Here is a 26,717-nt window from a genome sequence, read left to right on the forward strand (position 1 = left end):
CGCCGGCCGGTGGGGGGGGGAGTGCCTTGATCGGTGTGCTGTGGGAGCTGGTTGTCAGTCTGTCGTGAACCGGCCTGCCCGGATGGAGGCGGGCATCAGGGGGCGCTCATCGGTCGGGCTTTTGTCCAGTGTGTGCTCAAGTATGGCTCGTATGGGGAGGACGCTGTCCTGCAGGGACTCCAGCCACAGGACGGTGCATGCTCCGATGAGGGCCATGGTGTCTGTCTCGCAGGCCCCGGCTTCCCCCTGTTCGCGGACAATCGATCGGAGGTCGTTGAGTACTGCGATTACCTGTGCTTTGTCCGTCAGCGGTTGCTTCAGAGGATCGGTCCGGGGTTTGGAGGGGCTGTCGGCGGGCTGGGTCCACAGCTGTACTGTCCCGTCCTCACTGCCTGAGGCGAACAGGCGGCCGTCGGGGGAGAACGCCACCGAGTACACCTGATCGGTGTGGCCGGTGAGGGGGGCACCGACGGGGATGTGCCGGGCTGTGTCCCACAGCCGTACGGTTTTGTCCCTGCTGCCTGAGGCGAACAGGCGGCCGTCGGGGGAGAACGCCACCGAGTACACCTGATCGGTGTGGCCGGTGAGGGGGGCACCGACGGGGATGTGCCGGGCTGTGTCCCACAGCCGTACGGTTTTGTCCCTGCTGCCGGTGGCGAGGAGGCGGCCGTCGGGGGAGAAGGCCACTGAGTAGACGTCTGCGGTGTGGCCGGTGAGGGGGGCGCCGACGCAGGTTTGGCCGGCCACGCTCCACAGGCGCACGGTCCTGTCCTCGCTGCCGGTGGCGAGGAGGCGGCCGTCGGGGGAGAAGGCCACTGAGTAGACGTCTGCGGTGTGGCCGGTGAGGGGGTCACCGGCGGGCGTGTGTCCGGCTGTGTCCCACAGCCGTACTTCCTTGTCCCTGCTGCCGGTGGCGAGGAGGTTTTGGTCGGGGGAGAAGGCCACGGAGCAGACTCCGTCGGTGTGGCCGCGGAGGGGGTCACCGGCGGTGATGCGCCGGGCCGTGTCCCACAGCCGCACGGTCTTGTCCCTGCTGCCGGTGGCGAGGAGGCGGCTGTCGGGGGAGAAGGCCACTGTCCAGAACGGTACTTGACTCCTGCCGGTCAGCGGAGAGCCGAGGGAGACGCGCGTGGTCGGATCCCACAGGCGTATGACGTTGCCGCTCACGATGGCGAGGAGGTTTTGGTCGGGGGAGAACGCCATCGCGCAGACGGCCCCGGTGTCGCCGGTGAGCGGGGCGCCGGCAGGGGCGAAGGGCTCAGGCTGCGGTGCTGTGGGTGAGGTGTTCGCTGTGGGTGGTGCCGGTAACTGCTGTGTGGGAAGGGGTATCTGGGAGGGTGATGCCGCCTGCGCTCTGGCCGCGGCCGTGTTGTCGTCTGCCGTGGCTGCCGGAAGGAGGGCGGGATCAGCGGCCAGGGCTTGGAGGGGGCTGCGGTGCTGGTGCTTTGTGAAGCGGCTGGGTATGTCGTCGGGCGCCAGGCCCTCGTGGCCGGACGGGATCGCGTCCGGGTCCTGGCCGGCCTCGGACGCCGACTCCGCTTGTTGTGCCGAAGATGCGCGGCGCGATGAGGCCCGCTCGCTCTCCAGGGTGTGCCACCGGTTCCTCCAGGCCTGCAGTTGAGGATCGCGCCGTTCGGGCGGCTTCACCTCCTCGCCGTCGTCGTATGACAGCAGGACGCGCACCAGCCACAGCAGCCGGTCCAGCGAGGCGGGGCCGCGTCGTCCGGCGAACACCTCGCTCATCGAAGCCTTCGACATCGCTGACCGCTCGCCGCACACCTTCTTTCCGCGCACCAGGATCCGGTCGTAGGAAGGGGCACCACGCTCGCGCTTCAAGTCTGTGAGTGCCTCCCCCAGCCTGCGCAGCGTTGCCGCGTAACCGCTTTCACCGTGCCCGCCGTTGCCTGCCACGTCACTCCCGTCTTGTGTGGTGAGCAGCAGAGTAGGCGCACCTGGCCGGAACGGCACCGAACATGACGGAACAGCCCGGAACACGGTGTGGTGTGTTCGACGTGAGGCGATCCTGATCAGGCTGGACCCCGGCTTGTTCGATTGATGCAGGTCAACGGCAGGCTCTTGGGGGATGGTGCTGGCATGACCCAGTCGACACCTTCGCCGGCGCAGCCCGGCCCGAGCGGCTTCGAATCAGAACCGCCGTTTCTGTCCCTGCACACCACCGTCGTCCTGCTCACCGCGCTCGTACTGGGGCTGGTCGTCGGCGGTCTCACCGTGCTGGCCGGCGCCCCCCTGGCGGGCGCTGCCCTGGCCGGGCTCAGCGCGTCCGGCTCCATGGTGCCCGTCCTGCGCTCGTTGATCGGCCGGCCCCGCCAGCGCTTTGATCCGTAAGTGCTGTGACTCGCTTTGCACGTCGGCATGCGCACGGCCCCGGGGGGGCGGGGGCGGTTGAATCCGTGGCGCCCGTCATCGCCGCGCGCGCCGGCAGCCCGGGGCCTGGGGGTGAGCAGGCTGGTGACTTCGGCGAGGGCCTCGTGGCCGGGCTTGAAGTATTTCCGGGCGCTGGAGATCGGCCTGGCCCACAGCGGTGCCACCGGCGAGGAAGTGGAGCGGGCCAGCTGCTGGGGGCCCGGCTCCCGGAAGACATCGGCACGAGGTTCCGCGAGCAGGCCTCGCGCCGTGGGCGCTGCACACCTGGTGAGCCTTGGGCCGCCTGTGAGGACATGGAACCAGAATGCCGTGCGGTCCCATTCGCTAGGGCTTGTGTCCACCGGCGGGGTTTTGCGACCAGGCTTCCTGCGGCGGCGTTTCTGAGAGCCACCTCTGTGCCCATTCAGCGGCACGGTCCCGTCGGCGAAGGTGCCCGTCGTACGGGTGCTTGCCGTCCAGGAGAGCGGTGAGACTGGCGTGCAGTGCTTCGCCGGCCAGCCGGTGCACCATGGGCGCCGTATTTGCCGCTGCTGACGCCGTTGCCGGGCCGCCGTGCGCGAGAGCATTGCGTACCGACGTCAGCCGATTCACGGCCCGCGACCATCGTTCTTCCAGCTCTGTGTACCAGGCATGTCTGCCGTCGGGGACGCTCACCCTGTGGGCCATGTCCTGGGTGCGCCGTTGCTGCAGTGTGTGCGGAGGACGGGCGGCGGCCAGGGCGGGAAGAGCGGTGATCGCCTGCGTGACGTCGGTGCGAAAGCCCCACCGCTGATGCTGCACGAGGCTGTCATGGAGCGCGATGACAGCCTCGGCCGTCTTCGGTCCCAGCGACCGTACGTCGTCTCGCGCGTGCCACACCAGATGCACCAGGTCGGCGGCCGTACGGTCGCGGATCCATGCGGTCTTGTGGTGTTTGGTCGGATGTCTGTGGCGGGGTGGTGCCGTCGAGCCGGGTCGTGAGCTATTCCAGGATTCTGTCGTGCGGCAGCACTGTGTTGAGGTTGTGTCGCGGGTGCCTTTCACGATCCGATTGCGTCGATTGCTTCGGGCATGGCGGTGCCAGGTTTCGCCGAGTGGGGTGTTGTCCGGGGGGCTGTCTCGGACAGTTGTGCGGCGGTGATGGCCGAGGGTTCGTGCGGCAGCTGGTTCTCGATGTCCTCCTTTGCGAGAGGGAGGATCTTCCAGTCGTACTGGTCATCGGCAGTGTGGATGTAGCCCTCGTGCTACTGCCGGTCGTGCCGGTCTTCGGGGAAGGCCGCGGCCAGGATCAGCGATTGCACCAGGAGCCGGGAATCGGATGGTGCGTCGGCGCGGGCTCCCACCCCTGGATCGGCCTGGGCCATCACCACATCTTTGCCCTTGGGCAGCATTTCAGCTGGGGAAGAGGTATCTGGGCCTGTCGTTTCGGCGGGCAGGGAGCTTCTGAAGGGGCCGACGATGCGTGAGATTCCTGCGCTGCCATTCGTCATCGAAGAACGTGACCGGGCTGAGCTCCTCGACCATCCTGCTGATGCCGGCCCGACCGAAGGCATGCCGTACCACGTGATGAGCTGCGGCAGGCGGATTGGCCAACAGGCGCAGACACGGATCGGCCCGGTCTTTCGGACTCAGGCCGGCCGATGCCCCCGCGATGTCCTGCGTTGGCTGAACAACGGCGATGTCGCCGAGACGTAGCTGTGCCCGTCGCACGTTCATCAGTTGGTTCCGCAGCACGCCGGCCATCCGGCGGCATGACCGTTCTACATCGCGGTCCGATCGGTGCAGAGGCGTCGCCGGCAGGTGGCCTTGTGCACGGACCTTCTGGAAAGGAGCGTTCTCATGCACCGCAGCCACCGGATTCTTCCAGGCCAGGGGCGGCAGCCGTCCTGTGTCCGTCGTCTCGAGAGTCTCGTCGGCCAGGCGGGCGGCTCGAACGGCGCGGTCTCGCGCATTGTCGGCCGGCGGAGTCGACAACACGCTCAGCAGCTCAGGAAGGTGCGGAGCATGTCCTTGACGGACCTCGTTTCGCAACTGGTCGGTAGCGTGACGGAAGTCGGTGAGGGCAGCCTCCCAGGGCCGCTTGTGCTGGCCCGTGTACGGGCGGGTGTCGCCCAGCCGGGCCCGCACCTGCTGCAGCGTCTCCACCCACGCCAGGTCCTGGTCAACGACGCCGTACGACCGGTCCCGGAGGACCTGCGCAAGCTCATCAGCTCACGACAACTGAGTGATCTTGTCCTCCACGTTCATGGTGTCAGTCTGATATCAGTCTCAGGCAGTGGCGGGATCATTTCTGGGAGGCTCGAGCCAGGCGCAGGACAAGCCGCGGGCACGGACAGCGGGACACGCATGGCGGGCCGAGACCGACGAGTGTGCCGGCCCGCTCACGAGTACCGAGGGGCCGTTCACCAACCTGTCCTTGCCAGTGATTTGGCCTATGGGGGAAGAGGCCTGCGAGTTGCTGTGCGGCTGTGGCGGGGACATCGCCGAGCGATTCACCTCCTGCCTGCATTGCGGGATCGAGCTACGCTGGTCCGCCGAGGTGCGACGCAGCTCTCCTTCGCCGGCCGGCTCCCTGTGCCGAACGCTGCGGGCCTGCGCTTCGAGGACGTTCGAGCGGCTGGCTGACGACCACTTTCGCGGGCCAGTGCCGGACGAGGAGGCTTACACCAAGTTCAGCCTGCAAGACCTCTGCCGTCTGCACAGGTACCGCATCGTGATCCGTGAGTTCCGGCGGAGCGAAGAGGTCCGCAACGGGGCTGACTGGGAATGGTGGTTCCACGCGGGCGGCGAGGGTTTCGGGATGCGCGTCCAGGCCAAGCGCGCCGAACGCGGCGGCGGCTACGGCCTCGAGCGCATTGTCCGCCAGACCAGGGCTCGTCATCTAGTGCCCGCTGGGACGATCGTTCGGCTGACGCCCTGCAGTGCCTTTCGCCGCGTAGAAGACCGCCCTTCACGACCGCGTTGTTGTGCCCACGGCCCTGAGCGGACTCACCGTTCGGGGCCGTTGCGCTGTCCGGCCCCGAACGACCGATGGGCGCTGGGACAGGCGTCGTCCAGGTGGCAGCGCAGCCGTACGCCCGGCTCACCGGGGGAGTGTGTTGTCTCCTCCGCCGTCGCGGTCGTCCACCGTGCGGCGAGCGCCTCCTGGAGGGCCGCCGCCCGGGGACTGCGACGCCGGGCAGGGATTGCCCGGGTAGGCGGCTTGAGGTGAATACGGCCCTGGTACCCGTGGGGACGGTAACCGGCCCGAACCTGCGGGACGTGCCCAAGTTGTGGTCAGCCAGGGCTGGTTGGCTGCCATCTCGGCCTGCAGGCTGGGGGAGTCACTCCGGGAGCGTGCGCGGCCGCACTCGATGTCCGACCGGCAGGCGAGGCAAGCCACCCGCTGAGCCGCGCCGGGCCTACCGGGGATCCTCCCGGCCGGGGTCGCGCCGTGCAGCCTCGTATGGGGCCACGTCGGGTTCGTGGTCGAGCCACTGCTGACAGACGGTCCAGTGGATGCGCGGGCTGCCTGCATCGCAGAGGAAGACATCAGCGACGAGGTCCCGGGTGCAGGTCTTGGCACCGTGTGCGCTGCACACGGTGTCGGCGAGCTGCGGCTGCGGGGTGCTCCACCGCACGATCTGCACGATGCGCGACTTCATGACCGACACCGTAGTGGCACGGGCCGCGGCTGCCGTCCCCGATGGCGCCGAAGAGGCTGCACCAGCTTCTCCCTGTGTGTGTCTGTGGCCTCAGCCACGGCGTCGGTGTGCTCTCACAGTCCGCGCCATCGGCGGGTGACGCGGCCGGCGCAGGGGCGGGGCCGGCAGGGGTCGTGGTCGGCAACACCGTCCAGCTGGGGCAGCAGGGTGAACTGGTGGGGTGCGTGCCGGCCGTCGCGGATGAGGGCCCATTCGGCTGCCACGGGCCACTGGTTGAGCTGGGCTTGGATGCCGGGGCGCCATTGCTGCCAGGTCGTGCGGCCCCGGCCCAGCCCAGCTGGCGCAGCTCCAGCTGGCGCAGCTCCAGCTCGTCCTCGCACAGCCGCAAGTACAGGCGTGCGGCCTTGAGTTCTTCCCCGGTGCACGCTGTGCCGGCCGCGGCGACGAGGGCCTCGGCGGGGGAGGTGGTCGAGGATCTGCCGGCAGCGTGCGATGTAGGTGTCCTCGATGGTCTTGATGCGGGCTTTGGCGGCGCCGGCGGAGCTGGTGGGCAGTGCGATCAGAGCGATGAAGCCGGTAGCGAAGGCGACCCAGAGTTCTGCGTTCCTGACGTGTCCCGTCCTCGGCTGGTCGGGCGGCCGTACCACCCGAAAGAGCAGAGCCAGTGTCAGGGGGGGGCAGGCGCGCCGGTGGGCGTACTCGGCGTGCTGGGGGAGAGCGGACCACGTGCACAGGGCTGCGGCGCAGGCGGGACATGGTCGGGATGCTGTCTGCGCCCCGCGGCTCCTCCGCGGCCCCGGTGCCCGCCCGGTCGCAGCCTCCGATGGCCGCGCGCTTCGGACCCCTTCACGGGGAGTTGCTCGGCCAGAGGTTACGAGTCGCTTCAAAGCGGGGATAAACAGTATAGAGTTGGTCGCCAACTTGGTTGAGTTGGCGAAACTTGGTCCTCGTTTTCCTGTCAGCCCAGGTGAGACAACGGCCAAACAACCAGCGGGCGTGTAGCAGCAGGCCCGCAGGGGCCCTGTAGCAGCAGGACCCAAGACGCATGCGGCCTCGCCGGATCAAGATCCGGCGAGGCCGCATGCGTAGGTTCGCCCCGCAGGATGCGTGAGAGCGACCTCCTGCATAAAGGCGCCTTGCCCCGGAGCCACGTTCTGACACAAAGGCGACAGGGCATCTCTCGGAACACGAATATGCGGCTGCTACCGCATACTTCGGCGCCCCACCCGTCTCACCTGGGCTGACCCGAGAGGAAAACCTTCATGAGGAACCGCGTGTCCCAGACTCGAACCCCCTTAGAGCCCTCGGGCCTTGAACAACCCCCCGCTGCTGTCGCGCAGTTGCCCGTTTCCAATGCGGTGTCGGCGGTGCTGATCGCCATAGTCGCCCTGCTCGGCGCCATCGCCGTCCTGCTGGTGATGCCGGGCGAGCTCGAGGCCCTCGGAACCGCCGTGACGATCGCTGGTTCCGGGTTCACTCTCGCCGCCAAGATCGCAGTCCCGCGCTCGAGCTGACGCCGGACTGTGCGGGCCCGGCGTGCACGCCGGGCCCGCACAACCACCGCGAGGGGCATGCGACCGACCAATGCCTGCGGCCTGCTGCCGAAAGGGAGTCGGTCCACCGGCCCGATCCCGGCAGCATGCACCCCGGCAGGCCGGCGTGGTGCAGTACGGACGGCAGACAGGCGGCGCCGTTCACCAGCTCCCACGCATGTGCGTGACACGCGGGGTTCGACTGCACTACGGCAGCCGGTACCGGTGTGCTCCCGGGGGTGGCAGCGGCACGTGTTGTCAGTGCCATGGCCGATAATGAGCGCATGCGGGCTTTCCCATTCCGCAGCAAGCCAGTGCGCTGCACGTCGGCATCCGTGGCGGGCCGATGAACACGGAGAACGCAGACCGCATTGCACAGTTGCTCAGCCGGTTCGGGCTCGGTGTCGTCGCAGTCGTCGGCGCCGGCTGTCCATCTCGGCCCGATACCCGACCAGCCCCGGTCTGACCGCACTGCTGTGGGACGCTCTCGACGCCGATCCTGCCGCTCGCGGCGCCCTCGCCGCCGAACTCGGCACGCGCGATGCACCAACAAAGCTGCTGGTCGGGGACGATGCCGCCCACGGGGATCCCGCATGGCGCGCCGTCGAGAGCTCCACACCGGCCAGGCAACGCTTTCAGGAGGAGATGGCCAACCTCGACCGCCACCGCAGCGCGCAGCCGTCCGCCGCCCATGAGGCCCTTGCCGCACTGATCCACGCCGGTGTCATCGAATGTGTCGTCTCACTCAACTGGGACACCGCCCTCGAGTCCGCCTACCGCCGTCGGTACGGGACCGATATCCCCGTCGGGATCCTGTTCAAGCCGCACGGTGATGCCGCTCATCCGGAACAGCCCTGGATGCTTCCGCACCTGCCCGGCACTCTCATCCCTGACCTCACGGACCGGGTCCGTCACCTGGTTGCGGATCACCCCGGAACCCTCCTCATCGTCGGCTACTCGGAGCGAGACCGTGTCGTCGTCGACCAACTCATCGCACCGCTCGACCAGGGGTGGCGTGTCTGCCGCATCGGCCCCGAGTATCCGGCGACGACGACATCCCCTCCACGGCCGACACCGCCCTGCCCGCCCTCGCCGACGACGTCCGGCGCCGGGAAGCCGCATCGGCGTGGCACGTGCTCCCCTTCACCGGGAAAAACGACATCGGCCACGCCCTGGCCGGAGAACGTCTCGGTCCCTCCGACGTCGACGCCTGCCCCCGGCTGACGGAAGTCGCCCTCCTCACTGACGCGCTCCGCCGCGATCACGCGGTCGTCCTCAACGGGGACAGCGGCTGCGGCAAGTCCATCACCGCCTACCAGGCCCTGAGCGACCTGCTCAAGGACGGCTACGAAGTGCTCCGGCTGCGCGACGACGCCCGCAGGGGTGACCCGCGGCAGTGGACAGCCGACCTCGCCGGCTACCCGCACCGCAAAGCACTGCTCATTGACGACGCCCAGGACCTGCCCGCAGACCTGATCCGTGAACTCGCCGAGACCGCCACCGAAGACCAACTGGTCCTCGTCGTCGGCGTGGACCACGTCGCCGGCGGGATCACCACCTGCCGCATCAGCGACGCCGCAGCGATCGGCACCCTCACCCGCGCCATGCGCGAGGGAACGGACCACATCCTGCCCAAGGTCCGGGCTCTGGACGACTCCGTCGGAGACCAACTCGGTGACGAACCGCTTCACGAGCCGCATCGACGAAGCCTCCACACAAGGCTCGGCCTGGCTCTTCTTCTACACACTCACCGGCGGCTGGCGCCGCACCGAGCGCGACGCACTCGACCTGCGCCACCACGACCGGGCCGACCTGCTCCTTCTGGCACTCGCCATCGCCCAGGTCGCCGGCGTCGACGCCGGTGTGACAGCCGACGACCTCGAGCCCTGTGCGCACGCATTCGGCCGCGACCGCCACTGGATCGACCGAGGCCTGCGTACCCTGCAGGACAAGCGGCTGACCACCCAGAACGACCCAGTCCTGCGCTGCGCACACCTCAGGTCCGCCTGGGCCCTGATCAAGTGGATGCTCCACCCGCCGGAGTTCCGCCACACGCCCGTGCAGCGCGTCACGGTAGCGCCGATCGTGTCCGCCACCGAGCACCCGCCGCCCTCGTCCGCCCCCGCTCCCCGCTGGAGACCGCAAGCCCGAGCGGTCCTGGCTGACCACCAGATCGAGGCAGACCGTGAGAGCGCAGCGGCACTCTTCCGCCTCGCCCTGGACTCACCCCACACACCACTGCGCGGCGCCGCATGGCTGGTCGGACGCAATCTCTGGCATGAAACGCGATGGGTCCTTCGCCGGCACGGCGTGCTGACCCGTGCACGCATCCGTGCTCTGGCCGAACGAGCACGTGCCACGCCGGCCGGAGCCGAGACAGCGATGGCCGCCCAGCTCCTTGAGCACCTCCTGGTCCCGGACCAGGACGACTGCCTCGACCTGATCCGCGAGCATCACAGCAGGCTCCGCGAAGGGGTGCACCACGTCACCCCGGAAAACGGGGTGGGCCATCGGCGACCTGATCAACACGCTGTCCAGCGACGAGCGGGCCTTCACCGAGCAACTGCTGACCGACGCGGACGCACACGCACTCGCCCGGCTGATCCCCGAAGGGGGATGGCCGCACATCTACTCCACCACCCATGCCGTGGAAAGGATCACGCAGGCCGGCGGAAAGCCGCTCATCGAACACGTCGGCAACGCCTACGATCCCAGCGCCTTCCACGCACTGGCCGCCGAACCTCCCGCAGGCATCGAGGCCATCGATGAACTCCTCAACACCTTGGCCTGCACAGCACGCGACCTCGGACGTGCCGTGTTCGAGCAGTTGATCCCCCACCTCGCCGCACAGGTATCGCGCAACCTCCCCGTCGAGTCCCAGAAGATCTTCCAGACCTGGGCATTCCTCCTCGGATTCGCCCCACCGTTCCTGCGCGGCCGCCACACGCCGGACCCGGTGGCCCGCCGACTGGCCAGGACCTTCGTGCGCACGCTCGACCCCGAACGGTTCGCCGACACGCTGTCGCGCCCCCGCGCCGACCGGACCTGGCAGAACTTCCCCTCCTTCGTCGAGTTCGTCAAGGAAGCCGATCCGCCGAGCGCCGAGCGCCGAGCGCATCGTCCGTCGTATGGACACCGACGTGCTCGCAGCGGAACTCGAGCACAGCCTGCCGACGCCGGCCCAGAACCACCTGTACGCGGTAGAGGTCCTCAACGAACACCGGCCGGCCGAAGCGCGAGCACTCCTCGAACGCTACGAGTCGCGATTCGCCGGCATCGATCCTCTCCTCGCCTACGTGCATCCTGCGATGACCATCCGGCTGCTGCGCCGCGGTCTGCCCCTCAACCTCGCCCTGCAGGACCAGCACTGGGGGACTGCGGCCACCATCCTGGAACGCATCGCCGCCCACGACGCCCAGGTTGCGGCCGAACTCGCCGAGGCCAACCTCCCCGGATTCACTGCGGGACTTGCCTCGAGCTGCACCGACCCGTTCGAAGGCCTCTCCAGGTGGCTCCAAGCCTGCGGCAGACACGCTCCCGGACTCGCCGGTCAGGCCGTCCGCCAACTGCCCTCCGGCGCCGTCGCCGCATGGGATACCGCGCTCAGAAAGAAGAACCGCAGGCGGGAAATCGCCCCGCTGGTGCATCGTGCCGCGGCGTCGCAGGGGCCGGCCGCAGCAGAAGCACAAGAACTCATCCGTCGCTTCCCCGGCCTGCAACGCCAGGAATAGGGCGCCCGATTGAGGGTGTGCCGCGGACCGGGCGCTGCGAGTTGGCTCCGACCCGTTCAGGTCAATGTGCGGGACCAGGGCGCAAAGCGCGCTCACTGATGCGGACTGTCACCGACTGGGGAAGCAGTCCGGGAAGTCTGGCCAAGAGTGCGTTCGCGCGGCCGCTGACGACCGAGGGCCGACGCCGACGCCGGCGCAATGCGCGCAGTGCCGTGCTGACGACTTGCTGTGGTGTCTGGCGCTTGCCGGCTGACGCCGAGTCGGTACCCACGACATCGAGGAACGGTGTCTCGGTCGCACCGGGGCACAGGGCCAGGACGTCCACACCTGTCGCCCGTGTTTTTTGCCCACAGCGCCTCTGAATAGGAGAGGACGAACGCCTTGGTGGCTCCCTGGACCGCCATGTACGGATCCGGCTGGAACCCTGCGGTGGAGGCGACATTGATCACTGCGCCGCGTCCGCGCTTGACCATCGCGGGCAGGAAGCGCCCGGTCAGGTCACCTACCGCGCCCGCGTTGAGCGCGATCTGCTCGGCGGCGCGGGACTGGTCCGCGTCGACGAAGCGTCCGTGCATGGCGGAGCCCGCGTTGTTGATGAGGACATCGATGGCCAGTCCCCGGTGCGTGATGTCTGCGGCCAGATGTCCGCCGGCTCCGGGGACGGCCAGGTCGGCCGCGATCACCTGGATGTTCACGGCGTGCCGGCCCTCAAGGCGCTCGGCCAGTTCGGTGAGCTTGTCCTTCGACCGTGCCACGTCGGCCTGCACCGCCAGTGCTGAGAGGATCTCCCAGTCCTCTCCCACGCCTTCCGCTCCAGCGCCAGGAGCCAACCCGCCACCCCCAGCGCACAGATGACTGCCTTGGCAACGGAAGGGCCAGACGGCAGGCTGACAGCCGCCCAGGAACCCCACCACACCGACACAGTCACCAGCGTCTCTCCCGGCACCGCGCATGTTCCGGCGCACCAGCCTGTGCGCGAGCATTCCAAAAAAGGCACCAAAGGCACCAAAGGTGCGCGAAAAGCGGCGGCGACCCGTCCAGCACTGGGACGGCGGCGACCTCGTCAACGAGTACGCCGTCCGCGAGGCGGCCCGACACGATGACGTGGGGGTGGAGCGCCATTTCATCGAACCCGCCAGGACGAAGCGCTGCTCGACGGGTGGATGCGCTTCAGCCGCGAAGTGATGTACCGAACCAGGCATGTGTTCTGGCTGGCACCATCCGACAAGGACGAGGCCTATCTCGATGGCGGCGAGATCCCCGCCGCAGCCATCCTCGACACCCCCGGTGGCCTCATCCCCCAGGCAGGCCTCGTACACGAGATCCCGGCCGGGCACCGCCTGTGGCGCGCACGGGCCCACGAGACTCCCCAACAGCACTGGTCCGCACACCTCCTGGGAACCGCGTCGCCTGTCCAGGCCCGACACCCCGATCGGATGAGCCCAGCAGGCATCCCTCTCTTCTACGGAGCCGACAGCCCCGCCACCGCCATCCAGGAAGTCGCCCGGCACGCCAGCGACGACACCACGCTCGTCACCTACGCCGCATTCGAAACCACCCGCCCCTGCACGGTGGTCGACTTCACCCGCCCGGAGCTCGTCCCCACGATCTTCGACACCGACCGCGCACACCTGCGGCGCGCACTGAGAACCCATCTTTGAACCAACCCTCCGGGCCCTGCGAAGCAGTGCCGCTCCGCCGACCTGATCGGCTGCAGCGTCATGGGTTTTCTCGTTACTCCACAGCGCGGCCGATGAGTTTGTGGCTCCCGGCGGGTCCAAGCTCATGACACCTAGGAAAGGACACCGCCATGTCGGAGCTTCTCGTCGACTTCATCACCTCCCTCGATGGCCACGCATCGGGAGAGGGATGGCCCGGTTTCTGGGGCCTCGAGGGCCCGGAGTACCTCGCATGGCTCGGTGAGCAGCCCGAGGCCACCTACCTGATGGGAGCGAACACCTACCGCCTGATGTCGGGCTTCGCCGCAGGCGAGGTCCCGGATGGCCAAGACGAGTTCAGGCCCGAAGAAGAGGCGTCCGTCGACGAGCTCACGCAAGCGTCCAAGGTGGTGTTCTCCTCCTCACTCGAGGAGCCACTGACGTGGGCCAACTCCACGCTCGTCCGCGACGACGCCGTCGAGGCGGTCCGCGCCATGAAGTCGAGTGGCTCGGGGCTCCTCAGCACGATCGGCAGCCTCAGCCTGTGCCGGTCCCTGCTACGGGCCGGACTCGTCGACCGCTTCCGGGTCGTGATGTTCCCGGTGATCACCGGGGCCACGGGCGAAGAACGCATCTACGACGGCTATCCGGACGTTGCCCTCGAGATGATCGAGCACCGCACCTTCGACGGCCGCATCCAGCTGGTCGAGTACAAGCCCCGCGTGCTCGAGCACCCGCCGCTCGGCGTCCCTGCGTGACGTCGCCCCGTCCGCCGGTCTGGACGGCCGCCAGGCCGGCGCCGGCGGGCGCGGAGCAAGACCCAACAGGGGGCGAACGGCCAGCGCCAGGACGCCCGGTCCGTGTCGTGGCGCGGTTGAGGGAGACAGGGTTCCTTTCGCACCCGGAGGCGGTCGCGGCCTCAGCCGACACGGTCACGTCCGTCATCAGGTGTTACTCCGTTTCGAAGATCCACCGTTGACCGTACAGACCCGGCAGCTCAGGCTGCTGCGACGGCCGGCACGGGCCGGGGAACGGCCGAGGCCGGGTGAACGCTGCCGCGGGTCAGCCGACGGGTCATGAGAGTGATCGCAGCGAGCGCGAGCATCGCTTCGGAGTGCTCGGGCAGCCTCCCGTAGTCCCTGACATTCCGGCGTGCGTGCAACCACCACGCCGGCGACCTCTCCACCACCCGCCCACGCGGCAAGATCACGAACCCCTTCGCTCCTTTCGGCCTGCTCACGGACTTGATCGTCAGGTGCAGGAAGGATTTCGCCCGGTCGACGAGCGTGCCCGCGTAGGCGAGGTCGGCCCAGACGACGGTGACTTCGGGGTGCATCAGCCGGAGAGGGAAGAGGACTTCGCGTGCGGCAACGCTGTCGTGCATGCCGGCAGGGGCGACCATCACGAACAGCGGAAGGCCTTTCAGGTCCACGACAATGTGTCTCTTCCCGCCAGTGATCTTCTTGCCCGCGTCATAGCCGGAGGTGGCGCGGGGGACGGTGGCGGCGGCCTTGACGGACTGCGAGTCGATCACCACGGCGACGGCGTGCGGGGACATGCCCATGAACGTACGGACCCGGCGCCGCAGCTGGTCGCGGATGAGGTTGAAGACCCCGGCCTCGGACCAGCGGGTGAAGAAGCCGAACACCGTCTTGAACGGCGCGTAGTCCTGCGGAAGAGCGGCCCATTTGCAGCCGGTGTCAACGACGTGGCGCAGGGCATCGACGATCTCGCGACGGGGATGAGCCTCGGGGCGGCCGCCGCGGGGAGTGCGGCAGGCCGGCACCAACAGCAGCGGTTCGATCAGCACCCATTCGAGATCGGTGGTGTCCCAGGGGGTAGCGGCGCTGCCGCATGCCGGCCATCCCCCCTTCGACCTCATGCGACGAGGTCGAGGGTGGACTCGACGGAGTTGAGCCGGGCGACGATGTGGCGGACCCACTTGTCCTCGGGGGCTGCGGCGGCGTGCGGGGTGACGGTGCCGGTGATCAGCCTGCGGATCTCGGTCAGCTCCTCGCGGACCACCCCGACCTCGTAGGCCTGCAGGACATCGCCGTCGATGGTGAACTGGTAGCCGTCGGCGCGGGTGTAGACCAGCGGCGGCCAGCCGTTGTCCGCGATGATGTCGCGCAGCATCGCCAGCCCGGACCGGACCTGGCTGCGGGTGAGTTCGGTCGCCTCTATCAGCTGCGGCATGTGCAGGCCGGCGGGCCTTGCCTGCAACAGCACCCGCCGGATCGTCTTGGCCCAGCCGCGGGCGGCATCGCCCTTCTTGCGGGAGCGTGGCACGGCTACTCGCCCCGCAGCAGCTTCTCCAGCTCCTCGTCCATGTCCAGGTGGCCGCTGTCGACGGCCGTCACGATCCATTCGCAGGTCGCGTGGACCCGGTCGACCTGTTTGTGGATCAGCTCCCGCTCGTCGTCGGTCAGGCGCCGGCCGCGCAGCTGCGGCATCAGCCGGCCGGTCGCGGCCACGAACTTGTGGCAGGCCCCGATCAGGTCCAGGAAGTCGATGGTGCGGTCGAGCTGCCGCACGACCGGGGCGATGGGGCACTCCGGCTGGCCGGGCGGCGGCGTGTTCTCGTCGATCTCGTGCCACCGGTCGGCCTGCGCCTTGTTGAACAGGTGCCGGGCGGTGTCGTCGCTCGCGGCCCTGAAGGCCACGTTGGGGCGGCGGAGGAAGCCGGTGGCCACCCGCGCGGCGACCTGATCGTCCGAGGCCAGATCGTGGATCGCCTCGACCTTCTCCTGTGCGCTCTGCGGGCTGGTCACCTGCCACCCGACCTGCCGCTTCGCCGCATCCTGAGTCCAGCGCGGAACCCCATCACGGGCTGCGGCGGCTTGGTGATCCGCTCGAAGCGGTCGTCGAGCTTCTCCAGGATCCGGTGGATCTCAAACGAGACACCCGCGGCCCGGTGCTTCGCGGGCCACTTGCTGCAGGTCTGCCGCGTGATCCGCACCTGGTTGTAGAGGACGCCGATGTCCTCGGCGTACATCTCCAGAGTTTCGCGGACCCCGAGCAGTTCCTCCCCGGCCGCCGGGAGCGAGCCGCCGTGCGGGCGCATCGGCTCTATCTCCAAAGCATGGTCACCGATCTTGAACTGGATCTTCGTATCGACCTCGATGAGCTTGCGGTCCTCCGCGATGATCTCCTCGTACCGCGCTCGGGAAACGCTGCCGACCTTTGTGCTCGCGGGCATGACACCCACCCCACCTCGCAGCACGGGACGCCAGCGCTCCCTTCGCCGACACCAAGCCCAGGCCTCTCCCCGCAGAATCCCGCCACCGCCAGATCCGTAGCAACCAATGGCCAGAGCTCTGCCTTCAGCAGGTTCAAAGATGGGTTCTGAAGGCCTGGCAGGAGGGCAAACGCCGCCCCTCCAAGACCAACCTGGAACGCACCGACCAGGCGTACCGGACAGTGCGCCGTCACAACGTCGCCCGCCACCTCCTCAGGCGCCTCAACCGCGACGGACGCGGGACGCGAGTGGAGATCCACCCGCTCAACCAGTCCCAGGTGCCGCAGCCGCTGCAGCGCGTGGTGGAGTACCGGACGATGAACGTGCGCCGCTGGGACCGCATCGTCGGCTCCTGGGCGGCCGGCGACCACCAGAGCCTCGACGCTGCGTGGCAGGACACGATCGTCGACCTCGGCTCGCAGCGGGGCCAGTACGAGCACGTCACCAACGTCGGCTTCGCCGCACAGAGCCCTGCGCCGGAAGGCGGTCTTCGGCGCCTGCTGGGATGGCGTACGGTGGGGGATACCGACGCGGGGTGGAGCAGCTCGGTAGCTCGCTGGGCTCATAACCCAGAGGTCGCAGGTTCAAATCCTGTCCCCGCTACTGCCGAAGAGGCCCGGATCTACACGATCCGGGCCTCTTCGCGTTCCCGGCACGAGCCACGTCTGCCTCCTGCCCGGCAGAAGGCCCTGCCGCCAGGTGCACTGGGTCGACCGGGACCGGCTGCGCCGGTGGGCCGAACACGGCACGCCCCTGCCAGACCTTCTGCGGCTGCCCACGGCTCGCAAGACAGCCCTACGCCGGGCCGCATGAAATCAAGGGGAGAGAGCTCAACCTCCACAAAACACAACCAATCGGAACGCCCGCAATCAAGAAGAGGAAGACCGGCCGTCTCTAGGCCCCACGGCGATCAACTCGCGCTCTCCTCAGCGCAACGTAGCCGCCACCATCGCCCATGACCCACAACCAACGACGCAGATCACGGGGAACGCGTGGCCCGCAGCGCCCCCCCGCCAACCAAGAGACACTGCGCCACACCCCCTCCGTACGCGAGAATAAACGCGAGTCAGCCCCTCACATATGCCGAGGAACCGCGCGATGACCGCCAGTCCCACCGCAACAGAACACACCGGGCGTCTGGTCCTGCGCACCGACCAACAAGAGGGCCTCGCCAACACAATCCGCCACCTGCGCCGCCCGCGCACCCGCGGACACGCCGTCTCGGCCTGCGGCACCGGCAAGACCCTCTTCGCACTGCGCGTCGCCGAAGAACTTGGCGTGCGACACCTGGCAGTGGCAGTGCCCAGCCTGGACCTGGTCGCGCAGTGGGCGGCAGCGGCTCGCACGGACGGCCGCCAAGAGCCGATGACCACGGTCTCCTCGCTGCGCGCCGAATCACACCCGCTCCTCGCCAAGGCCAAGGTCGACTCGGCCAACGCGGGGGAGTACCTGGCATACTGGCTCGCCCGCCACCCCAAAGCAACGGTCTTCTTCACCTACGACTCGCTGTCCAAGATCGAAGAAGCCCAACACTCCGCGATCTTCCCCGCCCCCGTCTTCGGCCTGCTGATCGTGGACGAAGCACACGCCACGGCTGGCACCTGGGAGAAGAACTGGACCGCGCTGCACGACAACGAACGCATCCCTGCCGAGCGCCGCCTCTACCTCACCGCCACCCCGTATGTGTGGGAAGCCCCACGCCTGACCGAGCCGCCCACTACCAGGGCGCAGCCCAAGCGCACCGCCGCCACAGCACCGGCCTGGGACGACCCGGCCCTGCTGGCCACCATGGACCAGCCGCAGATCTTCGGCCCCCGCCTGCACACCTACTCCCACGCCGACGCCATCGATGACGGCGTCCTGGCCGACTACCAGCTCGTCGTCCCTACCATCACCGACACTGAACTGCACACTGCGCTCACCGATCCGGAAGCCGGGCCCACCGCGCGCCGCACCACCGCCCTGCACTTGGCCATCCTCAAAGCCATGCGCGAGCAGGACCTGCGGCACGTGTTCGTCTACTTCCAGCAGATCGCCGACGCCGCCGACTTTGCTCGCCAGTTCGCCCACACCCTGCGCACCCTCCCCGACGAACTGCGCCCCGACTGGGCGGACGACGTCGTCGTGCAGTCCATCGACGGCACCCACAGCCCCCGCCGACGCGCCGACATCATTGCCCGCTTCACCGACGCCGACCGGGCCGTGCTGGCCAACGCCAAGGTCCTTGGCGAAGGGGTCGACCTGCCAGCCGTCGACGCCGTCGTCTTCGCCGACCGCACCGCCAGCGTCCGCCGCATCATCCAGGCCCTGGGCCGCGCCCTACGCAAACCACCCACCGTCACGACGAAGACGGCCAGCCTCGTTGTCCCCGCCTACATCCCGCCCGGTGCCGACCCCACCGACCTCCTCGGCACCCCCTACGAAGCCCTCTGGCTGGTTACCTCTGCCCTGCGCCACCACGACCAGACCATCGCTGCCCGCGCCCCCCGGGCCAAGAACCAGCATCCCGCCCGCGACTCCCACACCTACATCACCCGCCGCTTCCGCTTCGACCACACCCTCGACCCCACCGCGATCGCCCGCGCCCTGGACCTGCTCGTCTGGCCCTCCCACGGCGCCGTCCTGTCCGCCCCCCGCCGCGCCGGCCTAGCCGCCGCCATCCGCTACCAAAGCGAACACAGCCACCTGCGCGTGAGCGCCGACTACGAGGACGCTTACGGCTACCGGCTGGGGCAATTCATCACCGGCCAGCGCACCGCCTACCAGGCAGGCGCCCTCGATCCGGCATGGATCGCCGAGCTCGAGGATCTCGGCATGATCTGGGACGACCACGAGGCCACCTGGCAGGGCCACCTGGCCACCGTCGAGGCCTTCCACGCCGAACACGGCCACCTTGCCATCCCCACCCAACTACCCGGCGGCCAGTTCCTTGCCGACCAGCGCGCCCTGGCCCGAAAGGACCGCCTCACCCCCGACCGCGACAACCAGCTCACAGCCCTCGACCCAGACTGGAAACTCCCCTACGGCCCCGACTGGCATCGCAAGTACCATCTGCTGCGCCGCCACCTGGAAGCCGGCAACCACCCCAGCACGCTGCGCCGCGACACGGTCATCCATGGAGTGAAGGCGGGCAGATGGCTGCACCGCCAGTTCACCAGCTGGCCCGACCTCGACCCCGGCCAGCGCGACCTGCTCGCCCGCATGGGAATCACCCCCGACCGCGCCCTCCTGGACCAAGAGCACGCCACGGGCAGGCCGAGCACATCGCGGCGGCGCACGTTCGCGCAGACCACCGAGATCCTCGGGCTCTTCGTGGCACGGTGGGGACGCACCCCCGGCGCCCGAGAGTGGATCGAGGTGGACGGCGACCGTGTCATGATTGGTCCCTGGCTCGCCAAGGTCCGCACCAAGCTGAACGCTGATCAACTCCCCTCAGAGCAAGAAGAGTTGGTGTCCGCTACCCTTGCCGAGCACGGCATCGATCTGGTCCGTGCTCCCGGCACCATCGGGCCATCAAACGGCTGAGGTTTGGCCGCTGAGCTCAGTGCGGCGGCAGCCTCGTTTCGCGCGCCCCGGGTCCCATCTCCGGTATGCGTGGGAGCGGCAGAACTCGAATACTCCAAAGTTTTGGAGATAAGGAAGCAGCGGCACACAGGATTGGCACGGCTCGACGTTCTGGTCGTTAACTGACGAGGCGTCACCAAACATCTAGTCAGGCACAACAACGACCGTCGGTCCCTTACTGCTAGCCGAATTAACCTGCACCCCAGTCATGTTGGACTTGAAAAGCCAAGGCAAGTCGGGGAGGGGGCACGATCGCGGAGCGATCGGGACACCGCACCGACGACCCAACTCGATCCGCGGAGCGGATCCGGTCCCGGAGGGACCGAGCCCAGCCCCCCGCGGAGCGGGGGGCTGAACCGACGCGTAGCGTCGGCGCGTCGCTGTATGTTCTCGTTTTAACCAGCGTAGAAGTGCCGAGGAGAATCGATAGTGAACGGCTGGCCGTCGGCGGTGAAATTGGTGGAATGTGGGCGCTGAACTGCCGCCAAGGACGATAATCAGAATGTCGGCGAAGATAGTGCAATCGTTAATAGGGAGAAAGTGATGACAGCTGGCGGTAAGTCGGCGGCGTCGGCAATACCAGCGTCGCCGCACGATCCCGCCATCGGCTTTGAATGGCAAGTGCAGGGCAAACCGGTAGCTTCCAGTATCGTGTCTGGTAGTTGTGTCGTGATGTGGGGGCGAGCTGACCAGTCGGCCGAGTTTACCGTCATTCTTCGCGCGTAAGTAGATGTGCTGACGTGATAGCGCAGTCCATGATGACGAGACGCGTCCAGGCTGTCGCGGCAGGCGCTGAGCTGCGCCCGTGGGCTTCCCACACGCCCTGGGCTGTGTGGCGATGGCGTGGCGCTCGGCCGGGTCATCGTTCGTTATCTGCCAGCGCGATCCAGTGTAAACCGGAGTGCTGTACCGTGGCGTATTAACACGCAGGCCGGGCGAAGATCGCCGAACTCGTTGGCGCAATCGCTGATTGGCTTTCCGTTGCTGAAGCGGTGACCAATGTCGAACGCCGCGGTGTGATCGGCTGACGGCGAAGGCAGTGTATTCGCGCAGTAACGGCGACAGTCGCAACATTTTATACTGCGCGACTTGGGTCAGGCGCCTGCATTTATCATTAACGCCTTTCTTGACGGTCTGTTGATTTCCTCCAGGCTGACTATGCGGAAAATTATGTATCTATATAGCTTTGATTGTGGCGGTATCGTTCTATGATCACCGTCGTTGAGCCCGTGTGTACCGCTGAAGAAGCATCTTATTATCGCCGTGAAGCTGAACTGGCAATCTCTGACGGAGGTTAATCTGATTTCATGCGGCCGTAAGTATCTTTACGGTAAATCGCCGCGAAGCGTCCTGGCAGAGGCATTCAGCCATTCCCGTCGACCCAGTAACAGGCGCTGGCTGGGCAGATAAACAAATAACAGGCTGCGAGAGGCCCGGATCGTGGGCCAGGCCCTCTCGGCGAATGGCAAGATTCTTCTTATCTACCGTACCGCCAGCAGCAGGCATCAGCAGTCGGCGTTGTCTTTCTGGCCGCTGCAGCGGGCTGATCATGTCACTGCCACGCGTCGCAAACGATGCGGTCCAGCGGCGTCGGCCTCCACCGCATGCTACCTGAAATTTGATACTCATCCGCGTCCATCGCCGGTTGAAACGGCACTGTCAGTACGCCTGATCGGTACGTTGATTGATGACGTTTCCTCTTCAGGCTACTGAACCTGCTGAAGGCAAATTTCTGGCCATTGACGCTACGGATGTGATGAAGAACTGAAACTGATGATCGTACTGGCGCTACGTGATTGAATCCCGCAACGTAAACGGCGTTTCCAGAAAGCGTCTGAAGATCATCGCGGAGGACCTGCTTCATCGAGATGTCACGAAGATCCAGTTAATCGTGATATCTTTGGAAGATAGAGCTCGTCGCCGCAACGGCAGGAATCTGGCGTTCTGATAAACGTCGGCCGCGATACGTGCGGATCCACCGGGTGAAATGGAGCGACCGCTCGATCTGAAGCCGCCGCGGTAAATGATGAGGTTCTCCTCTGAACTCGAAACGGGTGACGGAGCTGTACCCGCGGAGAAGCACCCGCAGGCATCGGGCGATCCCTGATCTGGCCTCGAACGTCAGATGCCGCCGCCAGCCGCCGGCGCCGTGGCTCGAAACGCAGCGGCTGGTACCTGTTCAAACAGGCATGACCAGGCGATCGACGGGAATACGCCGCCCGTGTGTGATGCCCCATCGCCCGCGGCTCGCTACATCGACTCCTGGACGATCGGAGATACCTACAAGTTCATGACCTGACCGGCCGTACTGATGCTGGCTTTCCTGGCCGACGCCTGACGGTATCACAAACAGGTCGACCCTTCACGAAATGGATCGTGACAGCGTCGACAATCCCCGTTATGGACGAAGAATGAAAAGCTGCGGAGCAATAGCCGTGCCACGCTCCACTGGGAACGTGCCGCTTTTGCCTGGGCCAGACGTATCCGGTAGATACTGTGCAGGCAGCGCATGCCGCTGAGCGACCAGTTCCGCAACGCGGACAACGGCTGGCCGCCGCTGGTCTACACCCGCGCCGACGGCTACCAGTTGTCGACGCTGATATCGCAGGCCACCGGGGTGATCCACGGTAGACAGATCCTGGAGAAACTGCCGTCTACGCCAGCCCGACAATGGATCCGCATCGTCGTAGCTCCGTCAGTGACATCGTCATAGTCGAGGAAGTAACGTCTTGTATACCTGGAACATACCGATAGTCGAACCGCTGAACCGACCTGCCGCACTCCGCGTACCCCGAAGACCATCCCCGTCGCGGATCGTCTCCCTGCGCCACGTCGTCGAGCACCGGCACCGCAAATGGGCCGCTCTCCACGCGCCGTTCAGACGATGATTCCTGATCCGCCGGGTCACACAGTTCTGAATGATCTGCGCCGCCGATCCGTCGAACTGCCGCCGTCCCCGCCCTCCGACTGTTTGTTCAAGATCGCTGGCGGGAAGGGCGTTATAATCGGTACGGGAACCTTCCATGAATTCGTGATGGTCGCCGTCGTATTTAGCGTTGCCGCACGCGAGTCATATGAACGATACGAGTCACCGTCGTCTGAGCCGACACTACTTACAAAATTTATCGCTTGGGCAATCGCCTGATCAGGAGCTGAAGGTTCGTGATCTTGTCGTTGCCTTATATCGGGACTGACTGGCTCGAAATGCCGTAAATATCATGATCGATGCTGGCGCAAATCTCTGTGAAGAAAGCAGCGTCGTGGGTTGATGGCCTGTGTCGACTGAGCCGGGCAGCTGTCTCCACGCCGCGCCGCGACGCAGACCGAACCTGTTAGATCTTCAACTCCGCGCTTCCCCGCGAGCGCGACTGGCGGCCGTGATGACGGCGACGCAGATGCTGGCGCGGCGGAGATACGCGGTACCTCGACTGCGGTGTCATCTCGGGGCAACGTCGGATAACCGTCATCGTACGTTAATACTTCCGTGGCCCGGTGATCGTTATCGACGGAAGCGATAAGTCCACGTATACAGATACTATCTCCTGGCTTCGCTCGCTCATGGCATAGTTGTTGGCATCGTCACCGCGCAGCATTAGTACGATCGAGATGAAGAACGCCGCAGCGGACGCGCCAGCATATAACGCTCGGGCCTGAAGCAATCCGGGTCTCACCTGCGGCAGCAGTATATTCGCTCCCATCGGCCTCACCAGCCATGCAGCGAAGAACAATAAATCTCTGATGCGTGTCATCGAGGAGGTGGTGAAGTGGTACGGCATCGATATCATGTTGATCCTCACAGGTGATCATGACTGAACCCGCCGGGAGCCACTATCGACCATCAGTGAAGGCCCATGACGCTGCGGCAAATCGAATAAACGGAGCGGCACTGCCGGCCCGGATAAGCATCGGGTGAATCGCGATATCGAAGAAATGCGTACGCGAGCGTGTGTACTGGCGCGATGGCGCTGGATGGCGACGGCGACTGTCGTAGGCCTGGGCTCATCCCTCAGTGTCGAAACAGGCATTCCCCCAGAAGTGGTCGACGGGGGAATTCGTGGCCCGTGCTGTTGACGCTGGATCTCGTGTGCAGGCGCAGCGCGGGACGATAACCGCCGGGTAGTCGTATCAGTAGACATAGATACATGCTGGTCGGTACGCATCCCTTCGCGGCTGAAATCCCGCCTAAATCCTGGCCGTGATTCGACGCTCCAGTCATCGATGATCGGTACCTCTTGAACGGCGTACTCGCGACGGAGCGCCGCTGCGGCCTGGTGAATGCGCCGCGCGCGTGCCGCAACCGCTGGTGATGCGCCGGCAGCGATATGTCGTGTATTGGGCATTAATCGCTGCCTCGTACCCGGAGCAGCTGGCAGGCGGCGAGACCTGGAAGATCTCGGCACTGGCGGCGGAACAAGCTCTGGCGCTGGTTGACCGTTCGACGAAGAGCGCAGATCTGTCTTACGTCGCTGATCATCATGCCAGAGATTGCGTCCGACCAGCCATGCGGCGCCGCCTGTTGAAATTCAGGCGAAATCGCTGCGCTCTCGCGATGCCTCGATCTGATGACCCGTTGCTCGGCACTACATTTCCGAAAAAGTAATGTGTGATAGCGGCTTTGGCGGATACGTCGGCGCTATGACCGGTGAAGCTCGATCGGGCCCGAACCGGAACTGGTAGCAGCAAAGTTCGTTCGATGATCAACTTCGCTTTAATCTACGGGCCTCGATGCGATCAATGCGGCTCGCTGACGCTAATCTGTCCCAAACGGTATAAATCATTTCCTGGCGTCGACGTAATGATGAAGAGCTGATCGACCCGTCGTCAGCACGGAATCAATGCGTCGCGTGTAGAAGAGCCGAGCTGAAACGCGGGAGGCGTCGATGCGGCGCTGTGGCGTTCGAACTCCGCCGGTGATCTCCGACGAATGATCCAGGCCCGGATTTATAGTGGATGTGTCGATCCCTCGCGCGTAATATTGAAGTACCGATCACTGCGGCGTCACTGATGCAGTGATGATCCGCGGCGGCGATGATCCCACGCCGTTGTTTCCCTGAACAAACGGTCTCGAGCGAGTTCCTGGATCAGTGCCAGGCTGGAATCCGCAGACGTCGTCTGGCTGCGCCATCAATGAGCAGGTCGCACACGCTGCATTATGCTGTCGGCTGATCGTAATTTACCGGGCGTATCGTAACCGGTATCGCTGAGCAGGTGGGCGACATGTTCAACGGCTGACCGCGTAGCGCGATCGGCCGAGAGCGAGCAGTTAGTTGCCCGTGTCGTTTTCCGGTGAAGGAGCATCGCCACTTTCCCGGCAGTCGGTATCGGCTTATGCCGCACTGGTCTGACATTCAGCCGAGAGTTCAGGGCGCCAGCGATCCGTGCCGAGACGTAGTACATCGAAATTGTTCCGGATGTTAACATGCGGTCAGTCCGGCGAGCAGGCGCGTTCGGCGATGATCTGATTGAAGTGAACATTTCGACGACGGCGTGGATCAGTGCGAGGGAGGTGCTGCGTCGCTCGCCATGGCGTTGCCTGGCGTGTGGTGAATACGGATCTGATCTATCGCGTGCCAGGCAGTACGAGCGGAATCGGCGTCGAGCGTGCGGTCTGGTCGGTCATCATTTGAATGGGCAGCCGACGCCGCTGGTAACCGGCACAATTAATACGCTGATGCGGTCGTTATGAACGTTCTCGGCCCTCGCGTTAACGCAACCCAGCAGTCAGGAAAACCCTGTCTCATTATCGACATGACCTGTACGTGCCGCTGCCAATTTACCGACGCCATTTCTGCTGTCTGATCGAGCCCGTCAATGCCTGCGGTGGAGCTGATGTGCGCCGCGATCAGCGTCGCGCTCTGCCGGGATGCCGTACTGCTGGTTCTAACTCGATATCGATGATCCTCGCATGCCCCTCGCTGGCTGGCTGTTGCGGAAGCCCGGCGTGCGCGCCCGGAGCCCTGATCCGGCGTCAGCTTCAGCGCCGGTGCCGATGCTGGCGGCTGGGAAGGCGGAACCGGCGATCATCACGGCAGACTCGAGCATCACCCGCAGGACGTACGATGCAGCTGAGCGATAACGCCGCCGACACCATTGAAAACGGGCAGCTGCGGGGTGATTGGAGCGAGAAATAAGGTTCTCATGAAAGGTTTTCCTCTGGAACCCAGGTGAACGGAATGAAACCTGTATGACTGTATTCAGTAACCTGTACGATGTGATATTAGGCGCGCTTGAGTCGCTCTGCTGTCTGCAGAACTATAAGCCGGATCTTGTCCGGCAGTCTCTAATGCAATGTGATCTACCTGCAGCCCCGCCCGCTGGTGCTGGCCTGGGCTGTTTCATCATCGCTCAACCAAGTTGACGTTTCCTTTAAAACAAATATCTGGCCGAGCAACGATCCAGCGCAATATGGGCGCATTGAAGGCGTTTGAAGGCGCGGAGAACCGCGGCCCATTTACGCGACAAACATATCACCAGCGCGCCGGCGGCTCTTTCGTGGTGCTGCGCCGGGACGGGACGCATCGAGGCCTGGAAGATCCTGGATTAAGCGTCGCTGATCTTTCACCGCCAGCTCGCGGGCGCCATCCACCATCCAGGATGCCACGTACTTTCGACCCTCGAGGCCTTCTCCGCCGCGACATCAATCTGGCGAGACACACGCCCTTTACTGTGCGAGGACGAGCGTTTGCGCCGGCAGGCTGCCAGCTGGGCTGGGCCGGGCCATGGCGTAATGGCGCAGCCCGAAGCTACCAGTGGCCGTGTGCGGCGAAATGAGCCCTCATCATGACGTGACGCGCTACCAGTTCGCCTGCTGCCCAGCTGAACGTTGCGTCCTGCATTGCCCTGCGCGGCCGTCGCAACGAAACACGCAACGCTGGAGCCTGAGCTGCAGGCTGATTCGCCGTGGTACGTATGCGCCGGTATGATCGATAGTCGCGCATCGTGCCAGATGCCGGTCTTCACCTCGCCGTGCGGCGCGCACAGCTGCC

The 26,717-nt window shown here is 66.0% G+C and carries 21 protein-coding genes, 1 tRNA gene and 2 pseudogenes; 10 read left to right on the forward strand and 14 right to left on the reverse strand.

The genetic code is table 11. From position 1 onward, the window contains the following. Window positions 1-54: 54 nt before the first annotated feature. The gene (locus PBV52_RS50690; protein WP_274249173.1) at window positions 55-1,836 is read right to left on the reverse strand and encodes a WD40 repeat domain-containing protein; all 1,782 of its coding nucleotides are present in this window, start codon (window positions 1,834-1,836) and stop codon (window positions 55-57) included. Between the two features lie 258 nt (window positions 1,837-2,094). Between PBV52_RS50690 and PBV52_RS50695 the strand changes: the two genes are divergently transcribed. Then, window positions 2,095-2,346, forward strand: a complete 252-nt coding sequence (locus PBV52_RS50695) for a hypothetical protein (RefSeq protein ID WP_274236163.1) — start codon at window positions 2,095-2,097, stop codon at window positions 2,344-2,346. Window positions 2,347-2,709: 363 nt separating this feature from the next. Here PBV52_RS50695 and PBV52_RS50700 read toward each other — a convergent pair whose 3' ends face one another. The 6 genes from PBV52_RS50700 to PBV52_RS50725 form a co-directional block, all read right to left on the reverse strand. Beyond that, entirely contained in the window at window positions 2,710-3,408 is a 699-nt protein-coding gene (locus PBV52_RS50700) for a hypothetical protein (RefSeq protein WP_274236162.1), read from the reverse strand. A 200-nt stretch (window positions 3,409-3,608) separates the two neighbouring features. After that, the gene (locus tag PBV52_RS50705) at window positions 3,609-3,755 is read right to left on the reverse strand and encodes a hypothetical protein (RefSeq protein WP_274236161.1); all 147 of its coding nucleotides are present in this window, start codon (window positions 3,753-3,755) and stop codon (window positions 3,609-3,611) included. A gap of 1 nt (window position 3,756) precedes the next feature. After that, complete coding sequence (locus PBV52_RS50710) at window positions 3,757-4,509, reverse strand: hypothetical protein (RefSeq protein ID WP_274236160.1); 753 nt, start codon at window positions 4,507-4,509, stop codon at window positions 3,757-3,759. 843 nt (window positions 4,510-5,352) lie between these two features. Further along, complete coding sequence (locus PBV52_RS50715) at window positions 5,353-5,577, reverse strand: DUF6207 family protein (protein WP_306801505.1); 225 nt, start codon at window positions 5,575-5,577, stop codon at window positions 5,353-5,355. Window positions 5,578-5,765: 188 nt separating this feature from the next. Next, complete coding sequence (locus PBV52_RS50720) at window positions 5,766-6,008, reverse strand: hypothetical protein (RefSeq protein WP_274236159.1); 243 nt, start codon at window positions 6,006-6,008, stop codon at window positions 5,766-5,768. Between the two features lie 113 nt (window positions 6,009-6,121). Next, a complete protein-coding gene (locus PBV52_RS50725) occupies window positions 6,122-6,271 on the reverse strand; it encodes a hypothetical protein (protein ID WP_274236158.1) in 150 nt (49 codons plus the stop codon). A gap of 1,077 nt (window positions 6,272-7,348) precedes the next feature. Here PBV52_RS50725 and PBV52_RS50730 point away from each other — a divergent pair. Next, a complete protein-coding gene (locus tag PBV52_RS50730; RefSeq protein WP_274236157.1) occupies window positions 7,349-7,522 on the forward strand; it encodes a hypothetical protein in 174 nt (57 codons plus the stop codon). Window positions 7,523-8,281: 759 nt separating this feature from the next. Here the strand turns inward: PBV52_RS50730 and PBV52_RS50735 are convergent. The 3 genes from PBV52_RS50735 to PBV52_RS50745 all read right to left on the reverse strand — a co-directional run bounded on the left by PBV52_RS50735 (window position 8,282) and on the right by PBV52_RS50745 (window position 10,658). Further along, window positions 8,282-8,527, reverse strand: coding sequence for a hypothetical protein (locus tag PBV52_RS50735; protein WP_274236156.1), 246 nt, complete (start codon window positions 8,525-8,527; stop codon window positions 8,282-8,284). After that, a complete protein-coding gene (locus PBV52_RS50740; RefSeq protein WP_274236155.1) occupies window positions 8,494-9,240 on the reverse strand; it encodes a hypothetical protein in 747 nt (248 codons plus the stop codon). The genes PBV52_RS50735 and PBV52_RS50740 overlap by 34 nt, the downstream gene beginning before the upstream one ends. Window positions 9,241-10,025: 785 nt before the next feature. Next, window positions 10,026-10,658 (reverse strand): hypothetical protein, encoded by a 633-nt coding sequence (locus tag PBV52_RS50745; protein WP_274236154.1) that lies wholly within the window; start codon window positions 10,656-10,658, stop codon window positions 10,026-10,028. A gap of 10 nt (window positions 10,659-10,668) precedes the next feature. Here PBV52_RS50745 and PBV52_RS50750 point away from each other — a divergent pair, with 10 nt between their 5' ends. After that, entirely contained in the window at window positions 10,669-11,271 is a 603-nt protein-coding gene (locus PBV52_RS50750) for a hypothetical protein (RefSeq protein WP_274236153.1), read from the forward strand. A 92-nt stretch (window positions 11,272-11,363) separates the two neighbouring features. Here the strand turns inward: PBV52_RS50750 and PBV52_RS50755 are convergent, their stop codons facing one another. Beyond that, window positions 11,364-12,074 (reverse strand): SDR family oxidoreductase, encoded by a 711-nt coding sequence (locus PBV52_RS50755; RefSeq protein ID WP_274236152.1) that lies wholly within the window; start codon window positions 12,072-12,074, stop codon window positions 11,364-11,366. Window positions 12,075-12,455: 381 nt separating this feature from the next. Here PBV52_RS50755 and PBV52_RS50760 point away from each other — a divergent pair, with 381 nt between their 5' ends. Then, window positions 12,456-12,932: an RES family NAD+ phosphorylase gene (locus tag PBV52_RS50760; protein ID WP_274236151.1), complete on the forward strand. Its 477-nt coding sequence runs from the start codon at window positions 12,456-12,458 to the stop codon at window positions 12,930-12,932. Window positions 12,933-13,081: 149 nt separating this feature from the next. Next, complete coding sequence (locus PBV52_RS50765) at window positions 13,082-13,687, forward strand: dihydrofolate reductase family protein (protein ID WP_274236150.1); 606 nt, start codon at window positions 13,082-13,084, stop codon at window positions 13,685-13,687. A gap of 299 nt (window positions 13,688-13,986) precedes the next feature. Here PBV52_RS50765 and PBV52_RS50770 read toward each other — a convergent pair. The 3 genes and pseudogenes from PBV52_RS50770 to PBV52_RS51985 all read right to left on the reverse strand — a co-directional run. Further along, window positions 13,987-14,785 (reverse strand): annotated as a pseudogene (locus PBV52_RS50770) (IS5 family transposase); the annotation flags it as partial. Between the two features lie 22 nt (window positions 14,786-14,807). Beyond that, entirely contained in the window at window positions 14,808-15,218 is a 411-nt protein-coding gene (locus tag PBV52_RS50775) for a RacP protein (protein WP_274236149.1), read from the reverse strand. 2 nt (window positions 15,219-15,220) lie between these two features. Next, a pseudogene (locus PBV52_RS51985) lies at window positions 15,221-16,128 on the reverse strand (DUF6192 family protein). 568 nt (window positions 16,129-16,696) lie between these two features. Here PBV52_RS51985 and PBV52_RS50785 point away from each other — a divergent pair. The 5 genes from PBV52_RS50785 to PBV52_RS50810 all read left to right on the forward strand — a co-directional run bounded on the left by PBV52_RS50785 (window position 16,697) and on the right by PBV52_RS50810 (window position 26,159). Beyond that, window positions 16,697-16,770, forward strand: a tRNA-Met gene (locus PBV52_RS50785). Between the two features lie 495 nt (window positions 16,771-17,265). Further along, complete coding sequence (locus PBV52_RS50795; RefSeq protein ID WP_274236148.1) at window positions 17,266-19,692, forward strand: DEAD/DEAH box helicase; 2,427 nt, start codon at window positions 17,266-17,268, stop codon at window positions 19,690-19,692. A gap of 1,479 nt (window positions 19,693-21,171) precedes the next feature. Beyond that, window positions 21,172-21,444, forward strand: coding sequence for a hypothetical protein (locus tag PBV52_RS50800; protein ID WP_274249175.1), 273 nt, complete (start codon window positions 21,172-21,174; stop codon window positions 21,442-21,444). A gap of 796 nt (window positions 21,445-22,240) precedes the next feature. Continuing rightward, entirely contained in the window at window positions 22,241-22,444 is a 204-nt protein-coding gene (locus PBV52_RS50805) for a hypothetical protein (protein WP_274249177.1), read from the forward strand. Window positions 22,445-26,021: 3,577 nt separating this feature from the next. Further along, on the forward strand, window positions 26,022-26,159 hold the full coding sequence (locus PBV52_RS50810) for a hypothetical protein (RefSeq protein WP_274249179.1): 138 nt from the start codon (window positions 26,022-26,024) through the stop codon (window positions 26,157-26,159). Window positions 26,160-26,717: the final 558 nt, after the last annotated feature.

Source organism: Streptomyces sp. T12, assembly GCF_028736035.1.
Taxonomy (GTDB): domain Bacteria; phylum Actinomycetota; class Actinomycetes; order Streptomycetales; family Streptomycetaceae; genus Streptomyces.